A 15,468-nucleotide genomic window follows, 5' to 3' on the forward strand; every position below is an offset into this window, starting at 1 on the left:
TTTTTTGATAATGTTAGAAAAAATTTTTAAATTAGCTGAGCATAAAACAAGTGTTAAAACTGAGGCAATTGCAGGTCTTACCACTTTTTTAACCATGGCATATATAATATTTGTTAATCCATCCGTATTAGGTCAAGCTGGTATGGATAAAAGTGCTGTATTTGTTGCAACTTGTTTAGCTGCTGCAATTGGTTGTTTTATAATGGGATTTTGGGCTAACTATCCAGTGGCTCAAGCTCCAGGTATGGGATTGAATAGTTTTTTTACCTATACTGTTGTAATAGGAATGGGATATACGTGGCAGGTCGCTTTAGCAGCGGTATTTTTGTCCGGTGTTTGTTTTATATTATTAAGCATCATTAGAGTTAGAGAATGGATTATTAATGCAATTCCATTGGCTCTTAGAACTGGTATAGCTGCTGGTGTAGGCTTATTTATAGGCTTTATCGCTTTACAAGAATCACATATCATAATAGCAAATAAAAATACTCTTGTAAGTATCGGTGATTTTACTGAGTTTGCTCCTGCAATGACAGCTTTAGGTTTTTTCTTAACTGTTGCTCTTGCTCATAAAGGGTTTAAACCGGCAGTAGTTTTTTCTATTTTAATCATTACGTTAATTTCAATCATTTCTGGTCAAACACCATATACTGGATTAGTTTCATTACCACCAAGTATTGCCCCTACTTTTTTACAACTAGATTTTTCAGGTGCAATGACAGTAGGTTTGATCTCAGTTGTTTTTGCGTTTTTATTTGTAGACTTATTTGATACAGCTGGAACTTTAGTCGCAATCACAACTAAGGCTGGTCTGATCGATAAAAATGGTAAGTTACCAAGATTAAAAAAAGCATTATTAGCAGATAGTACCGCTACAACAATTGGTGCTGTTTTGGGGACATCGAATACAACATCATATATAGAAAGTGCTTCTGGTGTAGCGGCTGGAGGTAGAACAGGCTTAACTGCAGTTGTAGTAGGCATTCTTTTTCTGCTTGCATTGTTTTTTTCACCTCTTGCAGGAATGGTTCCTTCTTATGCAACTACAGGTGCATTATTATATGTTGCTGTATTAATGATGTCTGGTCTTGCTAATATTGATTGGGAGGATGTGACAGAAGCAGCACCTGTTGTCATTACAACATTAATGATGCCTTTAACTTATTCTATTGCAGAGGGTATTTCTTTAGGATTTATTTCATACGCTGCCATTAAAATCTTAAGCGGAAAAGCTAAAACAGTTAACATAAGTGTTTTTATTATCGCATTATTATTTTTATTGAAAGTTATATTCATATCTTAATAACAGATTGTATTTTAAAACATAACTCAATCAAGGAAGATTGTGTTAAAAAAAAATTGTAATAAATGTGAAAACTTTTTAGAATCAAGTTAAAAGAGTCAGAAGTAATTACAAATCATGTTTGAAAATAAAACTGTTGTTATAAAATTTGGTACAAGTGTATTAACACAAGGTTCTAATCTATTGAGCAAACCTCATATTTTAGATTTTGTGAGACAAATTAAGAAATTAATTGATAATAAATTTAATATAATTATTGTATCATCTGGTGCGATTGCTGCTGGACGTGAGCATTTAAATTTCCCAACACTCTCAAATAAGATTGCATACAAACAGATGCTAGCTTCTGTTGGTCAAAGTCAATTGATGAGTGAGTGGGCTAAATATTTTTCAATATATGACTTGAATATTGGACAAATGCTATTAACTCGAGCAGATCTTGAAGATCGAAAGAGGTATCTTAATGCCAAAGATCTTTTAGATGAACTTATAGTGAATGATATTATTCCTATCATAAATGAAAATGATGCAGTTGCGACGACAGAGATTAAAGTTGGTGATAATGATAATTTATCAGCCTCAGTTGCTGTGCTTGCTAATGCTAAGAAACTATTAATGTTAACTGATCAGTCAGGTTTATTTGAAGAAAACCCTACTAAAAATCCTGATGCAAAACTTATCAGAAGTGTCCATAAGATAGATCACACAACGTATGCAATTTCACAAGGTTCCTCAACCAAGTTAGGAACAGGAGGAATGTTTACAAAAATTCAAGCAGCAGAAGTAGCTTGTCTTTCTGGTATAGAAGTCCAAATTGCCTCTGGTTTTGAAGAAAACATTATTTTAGATACAATATTAAGAAAGAAAAGCATAGGCACTACTTTTGAGCCTTCGACTTTGCCTATTGAAAAAAGAAAATCCTGGATTCTATCTGGTCCTATAAGTAGTGGGGATATTTTTTTAGATGAGGGAGCAAATAGTGCTATTTTAAATAATGGTAAAAGTTTATTATCCAAGGGTATTATTTCAGTTAAGGGTACTTTTGAACGTGGGGATGTAGTAACTTTATTTTATAAAAATCAACAAATTGCGAAGGGTATCACCAGATATTCTAGCGTAGATGTGAAAAAAATAATGCAAAAACATAGTTCAGAAATTAAGAATATCCTCACATATAATTATGGTTCTGAAGTTATTCATAGAGATGATTTAGTAATAACTAATAAATAAGGATTAGGAATGAATAAAGTTTTAGAAGTTGCTAAAAAAGCAAAAATTGCCACTAGGTCAATTTTAGCCTTGGATTCTTCGCATAAAAAGGAATTACTAGAAGAAATTTCAAAAGATATCCTCATTAAAAAAGACGGGATTCTTGAAGCTAATAGTTTAGATGTTCATAATGCAATTGAAAATAATTTGCCATCTCCTTTAATTGAAAGATTAAAGTTAGACCAACAAAGCTTAGAAATAATTTCTAATGATATTTTAAATGTCGCAGATCAAAATGATAGCTTAGGTTTAACTGTAGAGAAAAGAAAGTTAAAAAACGGTCTTGAGTTATCAAAAAAAATTATTCCCATCGGAGTAATTGGGGTTATATATGAATCCAGACCGAACGTTACAATTGATATTGCATCACTTTGTTTAAAAACAAATAATGTTTGCATTTTAAGAGGTGGAAAAGAAACGATAAATACAAATTTATATCTTGTGAATATTATAAAAAATGTTCTTAGAAAATTTAATTTATCTGAAGATATTGTTCAGTATATTGGAGACACATCAAGAGACTCAATAAAAGAGTTACTTCAAATGGATGATTATGTTGATTTAATTATACCAAGAGGTGGTTCTCAATTACATGAACTGTGTAAAACAATTAGTAAAATCCCAGTTATTATAGGAGGATTTGGGGTTTCACACCTTTTTGTAGATAGGACTGCAAATATTGAAAAAGCCATAAATGTAATTATTGACTCTAAAACTGATAAACCCTCTGCTTGTAATTCATTAGATACCTTAATTGTACACAAAGATATAATAGAAGATGTTTTTATAAAGTTAGCTCCCGAAATCAATAAATATAAACTCAACACTTATTGTGATGAGTTAACACGAAAAATGCTTTTAAAAAAAGGTGTAAATTCAAACTTAATATTCAAAATGACTGAAGAAACGTTAAACACAGAGTGGTTAAGTTTATCAATAAATGTATTGATTTTAGAATCTACGGAGAAAGTTGTGAGTCATATATTAAATCATAACGCTATTCACTCAGATTCAATCCTAACTGAAGATATCGATAATGCTAATTATTTTGTTGATCATATTGATTCAGCAGCAGTGTATGTAAATTGTTCAACAAGATTTACGGATGGAGCTGCATTTGGGTTAGGAGCAGAAGTTGCAGTTTCAACTCAAAAAATTCATGCTAGAGGACCAATGGCTATTGATTCTCTAACAAGTTATAAGTGGGTTGGAAAGGGCAATTATTTGTGTAAATCAAATAAATAATTTAGGAAATTAGCATATTTCATTAAAAAATAAAAGATTCAATTTTTTAAGAAATTAGTTTATAGAAAAAATAAAAACACTTATTTATTTTTTCTTTTTTGCTTTTCCCTGAACAGCCTTAAATCTTGGGTTTGTTTTGCATATAACATAAATTCTGCCTCTACGTTTAACAATTTGACAGTCTTTGCTTCTGTTTTTGGCACTTTTTAGAGAACTCAAAACTTGCATTACTTATTCGCCTTAATTGTATTGACACTAAATTGCTTTTTGAATCTTGCCACTCTTCCATCTTGTTTGGTAGATTTGCTTTTACCAGTATAAAAAGGGTGAGAGTGTGATGATACATCAAGGGTCATGTAAGGATATGTTTTTCCATCAAGTTCAATCGTCCTGGAAGTTTTCACAGTAGATCCGACTATAATATACTCGTTTACACCAGTATCATGAAAGGCAACTTGCCTATATTTAGGGTGAATATTCGGTTTCATTTTTATCTCATTATTAGTTGATGTGTGTTACATCATAACATGCGTAAGATAATAACGCAAATGATAAGCGTTATCATTTGCGTTTAGAAAAGTATCGTTCTATATAATTCTCATAGATAAACTTAATATTTTTTAATATTTCACCTTTTCCTAGAATATGGATATTATCAGACTCCAAAAAATTGCGAACTTCATTGAGAGATAAAGATAGTTCGTAATTATGTGCAGTTTTAATATGTGAAATATGCCATGGCTCCATTTGCACACCATCGGTCAAATCTTGATAATATGGGTAATAAAAGCCAAATTGTTCGATATTTTCACGCAGCCATTTTGAAAAATATTTTTGGTATCCCTTTTGATAATTTTGTAAGGTTAAGTTTAATGCATTTCCTTGATTAGAATTATTGTCGTAAACATCAAGATCAGTTCCCCAGTGATGTCTACTAAGACCAGGTATTGCTGACCAATTTAAAATTAAAAAAATTTTTTTGTTGAGCTTAGTGAGGAGACATCAACAGGAACTTCATGTTCATCAAGACAGGGTCTTTTACCAGAAAATTTTTCATTCCAAATTATTAGCTGTCTTTCGAAGTTTCTGAATGAACTAGCAATTTTCAAATCAAAACCATCAGCATTGGCCTTTTTTTTTAGTTGTTCATAAGAATAAAAAACATCCTTATTTAAATAATGTCCGTCTTTTTTTTCAAAATGATTAGTTGAAAAACCAAATAAAAGATCTCGACTAATAATCATAGCATTACTTTTTCAATAATTTTATAATACATTTCATATAATGAAGTAAGATCGTCAGTTTTAACTTTTTCATTTAACTTATGGATGGTTTTGTTTACAGGACCTAGCTCAACAACTTGTGCGCCCATTTTTGCAATAAATCTACCATCTGATGTACCTCCAGTTGTCAAAACCTTTGCATCTATATTATTTACTTCTTTCACAGCATCCTTTACTGCGTCTAAAAGAGGACCTGACTCTGTTAAAAAAGGAAGCCCATTAATTTGCCAATCAATTGAAAACTCAATGTCCAGATCGTTAATGACTCTTTCAATAGTATTTTTAATATTCTCAGCATCAGTTTCGTTACTGTGTCTTAAATTAAAACTTATTTCGCAGTCGCCTGGTATAACATTTGTAGCACCAGTGCCACCATTTATATTAGATATTTGAAAACTAGTTGGGGGAAAAAATTCATTGCCACTATCCCACTTTATTTCGGTTAATTTGTTTATTATCTTACTTGATAAATGGATAGCATTTTTCGCTAAATGGGGGTAAGCAACATGTCCTTGGACACCTTTTACAATCAACTTACCAGAAACGGATCCTCTGCGACCATTTTTAATCACGTCACCCACAAAATTTGTACTCGATGGCTCACCGACAATGCACATATCTATAAGTTCGTTTCTGGCCATTAAGGTATCAACGACCTTGGTAGTACCGTTAATAAATGGACCTTCTTCATCTGAAGTTATTAATAAACCTAATGATCCATTAAAATTTGGATTATCTTTTACAAAGTTTTCTATTGCTACTAACATAGAGGCTAAAGAACCTTTCATATCGGCAGCACCTCTTCCATGAATATAACCGTCAGACTCTACTGCTGCAAAGGGAGGGAAGTCCCATTGTTCTAGGGGACCAGTGGGCACGACATCAGTATGTCCGGCAAAAACAAGAAGGGGGCTTTTACTTCCTTTTCTTGCCCATAGATTTGTTGTGTCGTCAAAATCATATCTTCACATTTAAAACCTAATTTTAAGAGTTTATCTTTAAAGATTTCTTGACAGCCCAAATCTTTCGGAGTTATTGTGGGTCTTCTAATTAATTCTTTCGCTAGAGAAATTACTTCATTATTTTTGTTCATCAGCTAATCCACTTTATGTGTATTAAAAATTTCTTGGTATTTATCTTTCGAAAAACCTAGATACATTTGACCATTATACTTTAGTATTGGTCGCTTAATCATTGATGTGTGAGTCAAAATCAAATCAACAACATTTGTTTCATTTATATTATTTTTGACACTTTCATCGAGGTTTCTGTATGTTGTACCTCTCTTATTAATGAGACTATTCATGTCAAAATATTCTAAAAATTCATTAATCAAATTAGAATTAACTTTTTCTTTTTTATAATTATAAAAGGAGAAGCAAATTTGATTTTCTTCTAGCCATTTTTTTGCTTTTTTTACAGAATCACAGTTTGCAATTCCATACAGGATAATAGAATTTTTCATGATTATAAGTCTCATTTTTATTAGAATAGCATAAACTAGTAATGTATTATACTTTAACGAGAAATGACAAGTATTTTAATTTTATTTTTATTGAATTATTGTATTTGTATAAGTGAAAAGTAATTTAATTTTCCATTTTTCATACTTTAAACTTACATTTCATACATAATAATATTGTAAAAATAAATAAATTATTTTATAAAAGATATAATATAAAATTAGACAAAAAAGAAGTATGGTTAAATGAATTTTAAAGATTATTATAAAATACTGAATGTTTCTGAAGATGCTGATAAAAAAGCTATTAAAAAAGCTTATTTAGCTCTTGCAAAAAAGTATCATCCAGATGTAAATAAATCTACTGATGCGGAAGAAAAATTTAAAGAAGTAAGAGAAGCTTACGATGTTCTAAAAGATCCTGCAAAAAAAGAAGAGTACGATGAAATTAGAAAATATGGTGGAGCAAACCAGGAGTTTACTCCTCCTCCAAATTGGGGAAGTTCAAAGTCACACCATCAAGACTTTACTGGCCATCATGATTATTCTGACTTTTTTGATTCAATATTCAGACGCTCAAAAGAAGATTTTCAACAGCCTGGTTCAGACTTTGAAATAGAGTTACCTATATTTTTAGAAGCACTTGTTAAAAATGATAAACAAAAACTATCTTTTGAAATACCTAAAATACTACCTAATGGGCAAAGAGAGTTAGAAAAGAAAAATATTGAAATCACTATTCCAAAGGGTACTTTAGATGGAGATAAAATTAGATTAAAAGGTCAAGGTGGTTATGGAGTAAACTCCCCCAAAAGAGGAGATCTTTATGTAACCATAAAACTTGTTCCTCATCCACTCTTTGATGTAGCTAACAAGATAGATCTGGAAATAACAGTTCCTATAGCACCATGGGAAACAGTTTTAGGATCTCAGATTGAAATACCTACCTTAACCTCAAAAATTAAATTAAATATTAAACCAAAAAGTGACATAAAAAATAAAATTCGTGTTCCAGGTAAAGGTTTGCCTTCTAAGAATAGTGTGGGGGATCTATTTATTAATTTGAAAGTTGTAACTCCACTACAAACTTCTGAAGAAGAAGATAAATTATGGAAAAAATTGTCAGATATTAGCAATTTTAACCCACGAAATGAATGGAATGGAGGTAATTAAAGGTGACAAACGACCTAATAAATTTAAATGAATTGTGTGAGATTTTATCCATAGAAAAATCCCATGTTTACTCTATAATAGAGGTAGAGATTATTACACCATTTTACGATGAAAAAATTCAAGAACAACTCTTTGATACTCATATGATATGTTCTATAAAAAAAGCATATCGTTTATATGAACACTTTGAAATTGAATGGCCAATCGTTTCATTGATATATGACCTTATGGAAAAAAATGATTTATTGGAACAAGATAATCTTAGACTTAAAAGTAAGCTATTAAAGTATATTTCTGATTAAACTTTAAACTGAAAAATTTTGGTTTAAATATAAATATAAAAAAGTGCTCTTAAATTTAAATATTAAACCTAAGAGCATATATACTTATTTTGAAATTTTAATTATGCTTGTTTTACCGACTTCTGCATTGCCTGTCATTTTTTGTATTTCTTTCATATCTTCAACATTTGATATAACAACTGGCGTAATAACAGATTTAGCTTTATCCAATAAAATATCTAAATCAAACTCTATTATAGTGTCACCAACATTAACTGACTGTCCTTCTTTTGCAACTCGAGTAAATCCATCTCCTTTTAATTCAACCGTATCTATACCAAAGTGAACAAATAACTCAACACCATTTTCAGACTGAATTGAAAAGGCATGATTGGTTTCAAAAATTTTTCCAATTGTTCCTTTCACTGGAGCAACCATTTTGTTTCCACTTGGTTGTATAGCTACACCATCTCCAACAATTTTTTCTGAAAAAACCACATCAGGAACCTCCTCTATTGGAACAATTTTTCCTGATAGGGGTGCAATTATTTCTAATTCTCCGCTTTTGGAGTCTTCTCCAACTAACTTTTTTAACTTATTAAATAATCCCATAAATATCTCCAAAGAAATTAGTTTAGCAAATAGATTTTTCAGAAATAAAGCTTTCTATTAAATCTTCTATTTCCTTTGATGTAGATAAAGTAAGTGCTTTTTCTGCCATCACTTTCACATCGCTATAATTATTGTTTCTAATTATTTTTTTATTTTTGGTATAGATATACCACTCATGCTAAATTCATCCAACCCAAGGCCCAGTAATAAAAGAGTTGCTTGCTCATCTCCCGCAAGCTCACCACACATTCCAGTCCAAATATTCTCGTTATGTGAAGCATCAATAACTTGTTTTATCATTCTTATCACTGATGGAGATAGTGGGTTGTACATGTTAGAGATATATTCATTTCCTCTATCTACAGCTAAAGTATATTGGGTTAGATCATTAGTACCGATACTAAAGAAATTAACTTCTTTGGCTAAATGATCTGCAATTGCAACAGATGCTGGTGTTTCAATCATAATGCCAATTTGAATGTTCTGATCAAAATTAATTCCATCATTTTTTAGCTCAATTTTAAATTTTTCTAATTCTCTTTTCAATAACCTGATTTCCTCAACAGAAATAATCATTGGAAACATTATTAGTAGTTTACCAAAAGCAGATGCTCTCAAGATTGCTTTTAATTGTGCCTTAAGGATTTCTTTACGATCAAGACTAATACGAATGGCTCTATAACCTAGAAATGGATTCATTTCTTTGGGTAAGTCTAAATGAGGTAAGTCCTTATCTCCTCCAATATCTAGAGTTCTAATAATTATTGGAGCACCATCCATCTTTTCAGCAACCTCTTTATAAGCTTGAAATTGCTCATCTTCAGAAGGGAGTGAGTCTCTATCCATGAATAAGAACTCTGTACGATATAGACCAACACCATCAGCACCATTTTTCAAAATACTGTTACAGTCTTTAACAGTTCCTATGTTACCCATGACTTCAATGAATTTCCCATCGAGCGTAACCGCAGGTAAATCCTTTAATTTTGATAATTCTTTTTGTTCTAAAATATATTCATTTTTAAAAGATTTAATTTTATGTAACTCTTCTTTTGATGGGTTAATTATGATCTCATTATTTATTGCATCTATTGTGATTATGTCATTATTTTTAACGCAACTTGTTATATCTGTTGTACCTACAATCGCTGGTAACTCTAATGAACGAGCCATAATTGAAGTATGCGATGTTTTTCCACCGACATCTGTAATAAACCCAACAACGAAATTTAAATTAATTTGTGCAGTTTGTGATGGGGTAAGATCATTTGCGACAATAACAACTTCCTCATCAATCTCATCTAAAGATAGAATAGGAATGTTTAAAATATTTCTAATTAATCTATCAGAAATATCCCTTAAATCAGTTGCACGTTCTTTTAAATATTCATCATCTAGTTGCTCAAGAGAAGATGCTTGTTCTTCCATGATGGAATATGTTGCAAAATCAGCGGATAATTTTTTATTTGAAATAAGCTCAATAATTTCAGTTTCAAGCTCCTCATCATCGACAAGTAATATATGTCCCTCAAAAATAGCCTCTTTTTCTTCTCCAAAAGTTTGAAGAGCCTTATATTTTATTTTTTCTAATTGTTCTAAAGTTGTTTTCTTTGCAGATAAAAATTTTTGTTTTTCATGAACTATATCATTGTCTGATATTATGGACTTATTTAACTCATATTGAGCATCTTCTAAAAGAAAAACTTTTCCGAAACATACACCAGGTGATGCTATTATTCCACTTTTCATAAATTCATAATTACCTTTTATGTAGATTAATGAAGTTCGCTCAGCAAATTAATTAGTGTGTCGAGAGCTAATTCCTCATCTTCACCATCAGCAGTAATCGTTATTGTACTTCCTTTACTGAGACCTAAAGTTTGAAGTTTGAAAAGACTTTTAGCACTAGCACTTTTTCCATTAGCTGTAATGGTAATACTTGATTTGAACTCTTTTGCTGATTTAACAAATTGTGCAGCGGGTCTTGTATGAAGGCCATTCTCAGATTGAATGATTGTTTCTTTTATTAACATATCTTTTCCCAATTTTTTAAATAAACTGAGATTATAATATTATAATTGGAATAGATAACAAAATTTATTGTTTTAATAGTCGGATTATCTCACGTTTTTGTAAAAAAGTTCTATTAAATATAGAACTTTTTAGTGTATATTATTGAGTTAATTCTTTTTCTGAAAAAAATCAGCAAATAATGCAGAGCTTAAATATCTTTCTGTTGCGCTTGGTAAAATTGTGACTATTTTTTTATTAGGGAATTTCTTACCAACTTTTATGGCGGCTGCAACAGCTGCACCAGAAGAGATTCCTGCTAATATGCCTTCTTTTTTCATGAGGTTACGAGCCGTTTCGATTGCTTCATTGGAACTAACGTGAACAACCTCATCAACTAAAGAAAGGTCTAAGTTCTCGGGGATAAATCCAGGACCAATACCTTGTATTTTATGAGGTGAGGGCTTCATTTCTAATCCATTTAGCTTTTGAAATATTACAGGTGATTCTTCAGGTTCGACCGCGACAACATGAATTTTTTTACCTTTCTCATTTTTTATGTAGTTAGCAACACCAGAAATTGTTCCTCCTGTTCCTACGCCTGCAACAAAAATATCTATCTCTCCTTGCGTAGACTCCCATATTTCAGGGCCTGTAGTTTTGAAATGTATTTCCGGATTAGCTGGGTTACTAAATTGATTCAGTCTATGAAATTTATTGGGAGAAGCTTTTACTAATTCATCTGCTTTTTGAAGAGCACCTGACATACCAAGCTTACCATCTGTCAAGACAAGTTCGGCTCCCAATGCTTTGAGTAATTTTCTTCTTTCTAAACTCATAGTCTCGGGCATTGTTAGAAGTAATTTATATCCTCTTGCTGAAGCAACAAAGGCTAAAGATATTCCAGTGTTACCACTTGTTGCTTCAATTAATGTCTTACTTTTATCTATAAGTCCTTTCTTTTCGGCATCCCAAATCATATTTGAGCCAATTCTACACTTAACACTAAAACTAGGGTTTCTTGCCTCCATTTTAACAAAAATATTTTTCAAATCTGTAATATTATTTAATTTTACAATTGGCGTATTTCCTATTGTAAAAGATGTATCCTCATATATTTGTTTCATTGTCAGCCCTTAAAATTTCTTTTAAATTTACTTTATAGTATCGTAACTTATTATTTGTAAATAATTTTTGGTTATAACTTATTCGAGAATTTCATTATCCTTCAAATTTTCAACCCATATTACAGTAGCACTGCAGATTGCCACAGGCATAATAATTAAGTTGATAATTGGGATCACAGACAAAAAACTTATAACAATTCCAAATAAAAAGCTTTTAAATTTATGCTTTTTTAATATTTTTATCATCAATTTAAAATTTATCTTATGATTATCAAAAGAGTAATCACAATATTGGATTGACATCATCCAAGCGTTAAAAATAATTAGTATTATGGGGCTAAGTGTTTGACCAAAACCGGGAATAAAAAAGGTAATTAATATTATGATAAATCTTGGAAAAAAATATTTGAGCTTTTGCAGTTCTCTGGAAGCAACTCTAGGTATATCTTTTATTATATCTTGAAAAGAGACTGGCTGGATAGATTTGTTTTCAAGAATAGCCTCTGCTTTTTCAGCAAGAATTCCATTAAATGGAGAAGCAATCCAATTAGCAATTGTACTAAAGAAAAAGGATACAATAAATAGAATTATTAAAAAAAACAATGGTACTAAAAGGTAATGAAGCCATGACAACCAAGAAGGTAAAATGGTTAAAAAGTAATTATAGTACCCACTGAATTTATAATAGATAAAAATACTTAAACCGATAAAAATTGATATATTTATTATCAAAGGAATTAATACAAAGTGTACGAGTTTATTTGAGAATGCAAGTTTGTAACCTTTTATAAATTGTCGATAAAGGTTTTCTTCTGTTGAAAACGTTTCTTTCATTTTTTTCTAATTTAAACCAAAGTTTGTTGATTTGATATTTACATCTTATATAATTATTTTGTTGAGGTTAACTACTTTATGGCTCACTTAATACATAATTAATCATTTTTCGAAGAGTAAATCTAATGGAATATATACGTTACATACTTATTTTTCTTTTTTTACTTGGGATTTTAGGAATCATTCTAAGTTCAGTAAAAAAAAATAATAAGTTTGAAAAACAGTCTGACAGATTAGAAGAAAATAAAAAAACTGAAATATCTAATTCTCAGCTATCTTTGCTATATAAAAAAAGTGAAGAGTTTCTGGCAAGAAATATTGGAAACAAACTAAAAAAACTCAAAAATTATGAAGACACTATTAATTCTAAAAAAACTTCTTTAGGTGATACACTTGATGAAGAAAATCAAGATGAATCAGTTGTAGACGATAATAAAGATATTTCAAAAAAGGAAGCAATAAATAATAGCGAAAAAGCTGGTGAATGTAATGGAAGATATAATGAAGTTATAATATTGAATGTCCATGCAAACGAAGGAAAACTATTTTCTAGTTCTAAATTTTTACCAATACTTGAGAAACATGGACTAAAATTTGGTGAAATGTCAATTTTTCATTACAAAGTTAGTTTAAAAGAAAAGCAATTAACACTTTTTAGTGTTGCTAATATGGTTTCTCCGGGAACATTTGAAGACTGTAACTCTCGAATAATTAAAACCCCAGGACTATCTTTTTTTATGGAAATACCAAGTTTTGCTGATCCAGAGGAATGCTTTAATTTTATGTTACAATGCGCTCAACAAGTAGCTGATAGCTTAAGTGGGAATGTTCTTGATGAAGGACGAAATCTTTTAACTCCCCAACGTATTGAAAATTATAGAAAAAAAATAAATGAAATCAAACAAACTACTTAAGATTTATAATGGCACTTTCAAAAAATCAAATCAAAATTCTAAAATCATCGTTTGATTTATTCGATATAGATCAAATAAACTCTGACTTAGAGAGCTTAAAATCGTTTGAAATTTTAAGTGAAGAAAAACAACTTTATATTTTAAAGGTATTAAACTTTTTATATAGGGGTGGTCACCCAGCATGTACTGATCAGCAATATAATCAATTTTTCAATTTTTTTAAAAAAAAATATCCGAACAATGATTTTATTTTAACTGTAGAACCTGAGCCGATAATTGGCGAGAAGTTAGTAACATTACCTCAAAAGATGTTATCAACCGATAAGGCTTATAGTAAAGAAGAAATTATAAAGTGGATAGATCGCATCAGAAAAGCATCTGTTCAATATGGTCTGGATGAAAACAATATTGAATTTAAAGTTACAGCAAAACTTGATGGCTATGCAGCATTTGATGATGGAAATTCGCTCTATACAAGGGGTAATGGTTCTAAAGGACGAAATATATCTTTTGTTTTTGATAGAGGTTTATCAGTTTTCGGAGATGAACGAGGCTTAGGAGCGGGCGAAATTGTAATTAATAAGCATTATTTTAATGAACACTTGGCAAATTATTTTGATAACACAAGAAATATTCAGGCTTCAATAATAGCAGAAAAGAATTTATCTCAAGTTATACAAAAGTCTATCATTGACAGAGCTGCTATTTTTTACCCTTTTAAAGCCTTGCCTTCTTGGAGAGGAACTTCTACAGAATTAATTAAAAATTATGATTCTATTACTAAAAATGTTTTAAGTGACATTCCTTTTGAAACTGATGGTGTTGTTATAGAAATAACCAATCAAGGACTAAAAGACTTTTTGGGTTCTACAAGACATCACCATAGATGGCAAATAGCACTGAAATCAAATGATGAATCAAGTTTGGTTGAAGTATTGAAAGTTATACCACAAGTATCGAGAAATGGTAAAAACACCCCAGTAGTAATTTTTAATTCAATAAGATTATCAGGAGCTGAAATATCAAAGGCAACCGCACACAACTACTCTATGGTAAAAAAACTTGGAATCGGAGTGGGTTCAGAATTAGAAATTGTTCGTAGCGGATTAGTTATTCCAAAAATTGAAAGAGTAATTAAGAAATCAAGCCCATCTATACCTAATCATTGTATTTCATGTGGTTCTGTCCTTCATTGGATCGATGATAATTTATTTTGTTTAAATCATAACGGGTGTAGAGATCAAATTGAAAAAACAATTATTCATTTTTTTGAAACTCTTGGGAATAATGATGGGTTGGGTCCTGCTACAATTTCAACCTTTTATGATCATGGTATCCGTTCGATATATGATGTTTATTTGTTAGAAAATGACCCAGAAAAGTTATTTGCTATGGGCTTCAAGCAAAAATCTGCATTAAATATTATTGACGCTCTGAAGAAAAGTAGAAGGATTGAAATTGAAGATTGGAGATTTCTAGCTGCTTTTGGTATTAATCGGCTTGGTTATGCGGCATCTGAACGCATTCTTGAATTATACGATATTAGTGATCTTTATAATTTAGATGAAAATGACTTGATTAAAATTGATGGCTTTGCAAAAAAAACTAGTCAGATTGTAATTAATGGCTTTAATTTAATCAAAGAACAATTTGACGATATTTATAAATTAAATTTTAATCTCAAAAGTTCCAAATTAACTATTGATAGTGAATCAAAATTTTTACATAAGAACCTGGTTTTTACTGGAAAAATGGAAATTGGTTCGAGAGAAGATTTAGAAAAAATTGCTAAAAGCCTTGGCGCAAAAGTAACGAAGTCTGTTAGTTCTAAGACAGACTTTTTGATCCTTGGAAGTAAAGTGGGTCAGCGAAAAATTGATGCCGCTAAAACTCACAATATTAAACTTTTAAGTGAAAAAGAATTTATGGAACTAACTTCAAACTAACTAATAATG

16 protein-coding genes and 2 pseudogenes are annotated in these 15,468 nt (G+C 30.5%); 7 read left to right on the plus strand and 11 right to left on the minus strand.

The annotated features are described in order from the left end of the window. The first annotated feature begins 10 nt into the window (after positions 1-10). From CF386_RS05415 to CF386_RS05425, 3 genes are all read left to right on the plus strand, one after another. Complete coding sequence (locus CF386_RS05415) at positions 11-1,303, plus strand: NCS2 family permease (protein WP_089073390.1); 1,293 nt, start codon at positions 11-13, stop codon at positions 1,301-1,303. Positions 1,304-1,420: 117 nt separating this feature from the next. Then, entirely contained in the window at positions 1,421-2,533 is a 1,113-nt protein-coding gene (gene proB / locus CF386_RS05420) for a glutamate 5-kinase (protein WP_089073391.1), read from the plus strand. Between the two features lie 9 nt (positions 2,534-2,542). After that, complete coding sequence (locus CF386_RS05425) at positions 2,543-3,817, plus strand: glutamate-5-semialdehyde dehydrogenase (RefSeq protein WP_089073392.1); 1,275 nt, start codon at positions 2,543-2,545, stop codon at positions 3,815-3,817. An 84-nt stretch (positions 3,818-3,901) separates the two neighbouring features. Here CF386_RS05425 and ykgO read toward each other — a convergent pair whose 3' ends face one another. The 6 genes and pseudogenes from ykgO to CF386_RS05455 all read right to left on the minus strand — a co-directional run bounded on the left by ykgO (position 3,902) and on the right by CF386_RS05455 (position 6,565). Next, a complete protein-coding gene (gene ykgO / locus CF386_RS05430; RefSeq protein WP_089073393.1) occupies positions 3,902-4,045 on the minus strand; it encodes a type B 50S ribosomal protein L36 in 144 nt (47 codons plus the stop codon). Next, the gene (locus CF386_RS05435; RefSeq protein WP_089073394.1) at positions 4,045-4,305 is read right to left on the minus strand and encodes a type B 50S ribosomal protein L31; all 261 of its coding nucleotides are present in this window, start codon (positions 4,303-4,305) and stop codon (positions 4,045-4,047) included. Before CF386_RS05435 ends, ykgO begins: the two co-directional genes overlap by 1 nt. A gap of 73 nt (positions 4,306-4,378) precedes the next feature. Further along, positions 4,379-4,792: a D-alanyl-D-alanine carboxypeptidase family protein gene (locus tag CF386_RS13650; RefSeq protein WP_089073395.1), complete on the minus strand. Its 414-nt coding sequence runs from the start codon at positions 4,790-4,792 to the stop codon at positions 4,379-4,381. Beyond that, complete coding sequence (locus tag CF386_RS13350) at positions 4,783-5,061, minus strand: D-alanyl-D-alanine carboxypeptidase family protein (protein ID WP_089073396.1); 279 nt, start codon at positions 5,059-5,061, stop codon at positions 4,783-4,785. The genes CF386_RS13650 and CF386_RS13350 overlap by 10 nt, the downstream gene beginning before the upstream one ends. Further along, positions 5,058-6,193: pseudogene (gene dapE, locus CF386_RS05450) on the minus strand (succinyl-diaminopimelate desuccinylase). Before dapE ends, CF386_RS13350 begins: the two are co-directional and overlap by 4 nt. Positions 6,194-6,196: 3 nt before the next feature. Further along, a complete protein-coding gene (locus tag CF386_RS05455) occupies positions 6,197-6,565 on the minus strand; it encodes a Spx/MgsR family RNA polymerase-binding regulatory protein (protein WP_089073397.1) in 369 nt (122 codons plus the stop codon). 243 nt (positions 6,566-6,808) lie between these two features. Between CF386_RS05455 and CF386_RS05460 the strand changes: the two genes are divergently transcribed. Beyond that, on the plus strand, positions 6,809-7,735 hold the full coding sequence (locus tag CF386_RS05460) for a DnaJ C-terminal domain-containing protein (RefSeq protein ID WP_089073398.1): 927 nt from the start codon (positions 6,809-6,811) through the stop codon (positions 7,733-7,735). A 2-nt stretch (positions 7,736-7,737) separates the two neighbouring features. Beyond that, a complete protein-coding gene (locus tag CF386_RS05465; RefSeq protein ID WP_089073399.1) occupies positions 7,738-8,037 on the plus strand; it encodes a chaperone modulator CbpM in 300 nt (99 codons plus the stop codon). A gap of 84 nt (positions 8,038-8,121) precedes the next feature. Here the strand turns inward: CF386_RS05465 and crr are convergent, their stop codons facing one another. From crr to cysZ, 5 genes and pseudogenes are all read right to left on the minus strand, one after another. Continuing rightward, positions 8,122-8,628, minus strand: coding sequence for a PTS glucose transporter subunit IIA (gene crr / locus CF386_RS05470; protein WP_089073400.1), 507 nt, complete (start codon positions 8,626-8,628; stop codon positions 8,122-8,124). A gap of 22 nt (positions 8,629-8,650) precedes the next feature. Further along, a pseudogene (gene ptsI / locus CF386_RS05475) lies at positions 8,651-10,377 on the minus strand (phosphoenolpyruvate-protein phosphotransferase PtsI). A gap of 26 nt (positions 10,378-10,403) precedes the next feature. Next, positions 10,404-10,661, minus strand: coding sequence for an HPr family phosphocarrier protein (locus CF386_RS05480; protein ID WP_089073401.1), 258 nt, complete (start codon positions 10,659-10,661; stop codon positions 10,404-10,406). Positions 10,662-10,808: 147 nt separating this feature from the next. Then, complete coding sequence (gene cysK, locus CF386_RS05485; RefSeq protein WP_089073402.1) at positions 10,809-11,765, minus strand: cysteine synthase A; 957 nt, start codon at positions 11,763-11,765, stop codon at positions 10,809-10,811. A 78-nt stretch (positions 11,766-11,843) separates the two neighbouring features. Next, positions 11,844-12,599 (minus strand): sulfate transporter CysZ, encoded by a 756-nt coding sequence (gene cysZ / locus CF386_RS05490; RefSeq protein ID WP_089073403.1) that lies wholly within the window; start codon positions 12,597-12,599, stop codon positions 11,844-11,846. 125 nt (positions 12,600-12,724) lie between these two features. Between cysZ and zipA the strand changes: the two genes are divergently transcribed. Next, positions 12,725-13,513 (plus strand): cell division protein ZipA, encoded by a 789-nt coding sequence (gene zipA / locus CF386_RS05495; protein WP_089073404.1) that lies wholly within the window; start codon positions 12,725-12,727, stop codon positions 13,511-13,513. 8 nt (positions 13,514-13,521) lie between these two features. Next, a complete protein-coding gene (locus CF386_RS05500) occupies positions 13,522-15,459 on the plus strand; it encodes a BRCT domain-containing protein (RefSeq protein WP_089073405.1) in 1,938 nt (645 codons plus the stop codon). Positions 15,460-15,468 lie beyond the last annotated feature (9 nt).

The organism is Paraphotobacterium marinum (assembly GCF_002216855.1).
In the GTDB taxonomy this organism is placed as follows: domain Bacteria; phylum Pseudomonadota; class Gammaproteobacteria; order Enterobacterales; family Vibrionaceae; genus Paraphotobacterium; species Paraphotobacterium marinum.

Bases quoted from the DNA above. Each gene is read 5' to 3' on its own strand.
- CF386_RS05435 (WP_089073394.1), bottom strand. From the start codon at position 4,305: ATGAAACCGAATATTCACCCTAAATATAGGCAAGTTGCCTTTCATGAT.
- cysZ (WP_089073403.1), bottom strand. From the start codon at position 12,599: ATGAAAGAAACGTTTTCAACAGAAGAAAACCTTTATCGACAATTTATA.
- CF386_RS13350 (WP_089073396.1), bottom strand. From the start codon at position 5,061: ATGATTATTAGTCGAGATCTTTTATTTGGTTTTTCAACTAATCATTTT.
- CF386_RS05460 (WP_089073398.1), top strand. From the start codon at position 6,809: ATGAATTTTAAAGATTATTATAAAATACTGAATGTTTCTGAAGATGCT.
- zipA (WP_089073404.1), top strand. From the start codon at position 12,725: ATGGAATATATACGTTACATACTTATTTTTCTTTTTTTACTTGGGATT.
- CF386_RS05455 (WP_089073397.1), bottom strand. From the start codon at position 6,565: ATGAAAAATTCTATTATCCTGTATGGAATTGCAAACTGTGATTCTGTA.
- ykgO (WP_089073393.1), bottom strand. From the start codon at position 4,045: ATGCAAGTTTTGAGTTCTCTAAAAAGTGCCAAAAACAGAAGCAAAGAC.
- CF386_RS05480 (WP_089073401.1), bottom strand. From the start codon at position 10,661: ATGTTAATAAAAGAAACAATCATTCAATCTGAGAATGGCCTTCATACA.
- CF386_RS05425 (WP_089073392.1), top strand. From the start codon at position 2,543: ATGAATAAAGTTTTAGAAGTTGCTAAAAAAGCAAAAATTGCCACTAGG.
- cysK (WP_089073402.1), bottom strand. From the start codon at position 11,765: ATGAAACAAATATATGAGGATACATCTTTTACAATAGGAAATACGCCA.
- CF386_RS05415 (WP_089073390.1), top strand. From the start codon at position 11: ATGTTAGAAAAAATTTTTAAATTAGCTGAGCATAAAACAAGTGTTAAA.
- CF386_RS05500 (WP_089073405.1), top strand. From the start codon at position 13,522: ATGGCACTTTCAAAAAATCAAATCAAAATTCTAAAATCATCGTTTGAT.
- proB (WP_089073391.1), top strand. From the start codon at position 1,421: ATGTTTGAAAATAAAACTGTTGTTATAAAATTTGGTACAAGTGTATTA.
- crr (WP_089073400.1), bottom strand. From the start codon at position 8,628: ATGGGATTATTTAATAAGTTAAAAAAGTTAGTTGGAGAAGACTCCAAA.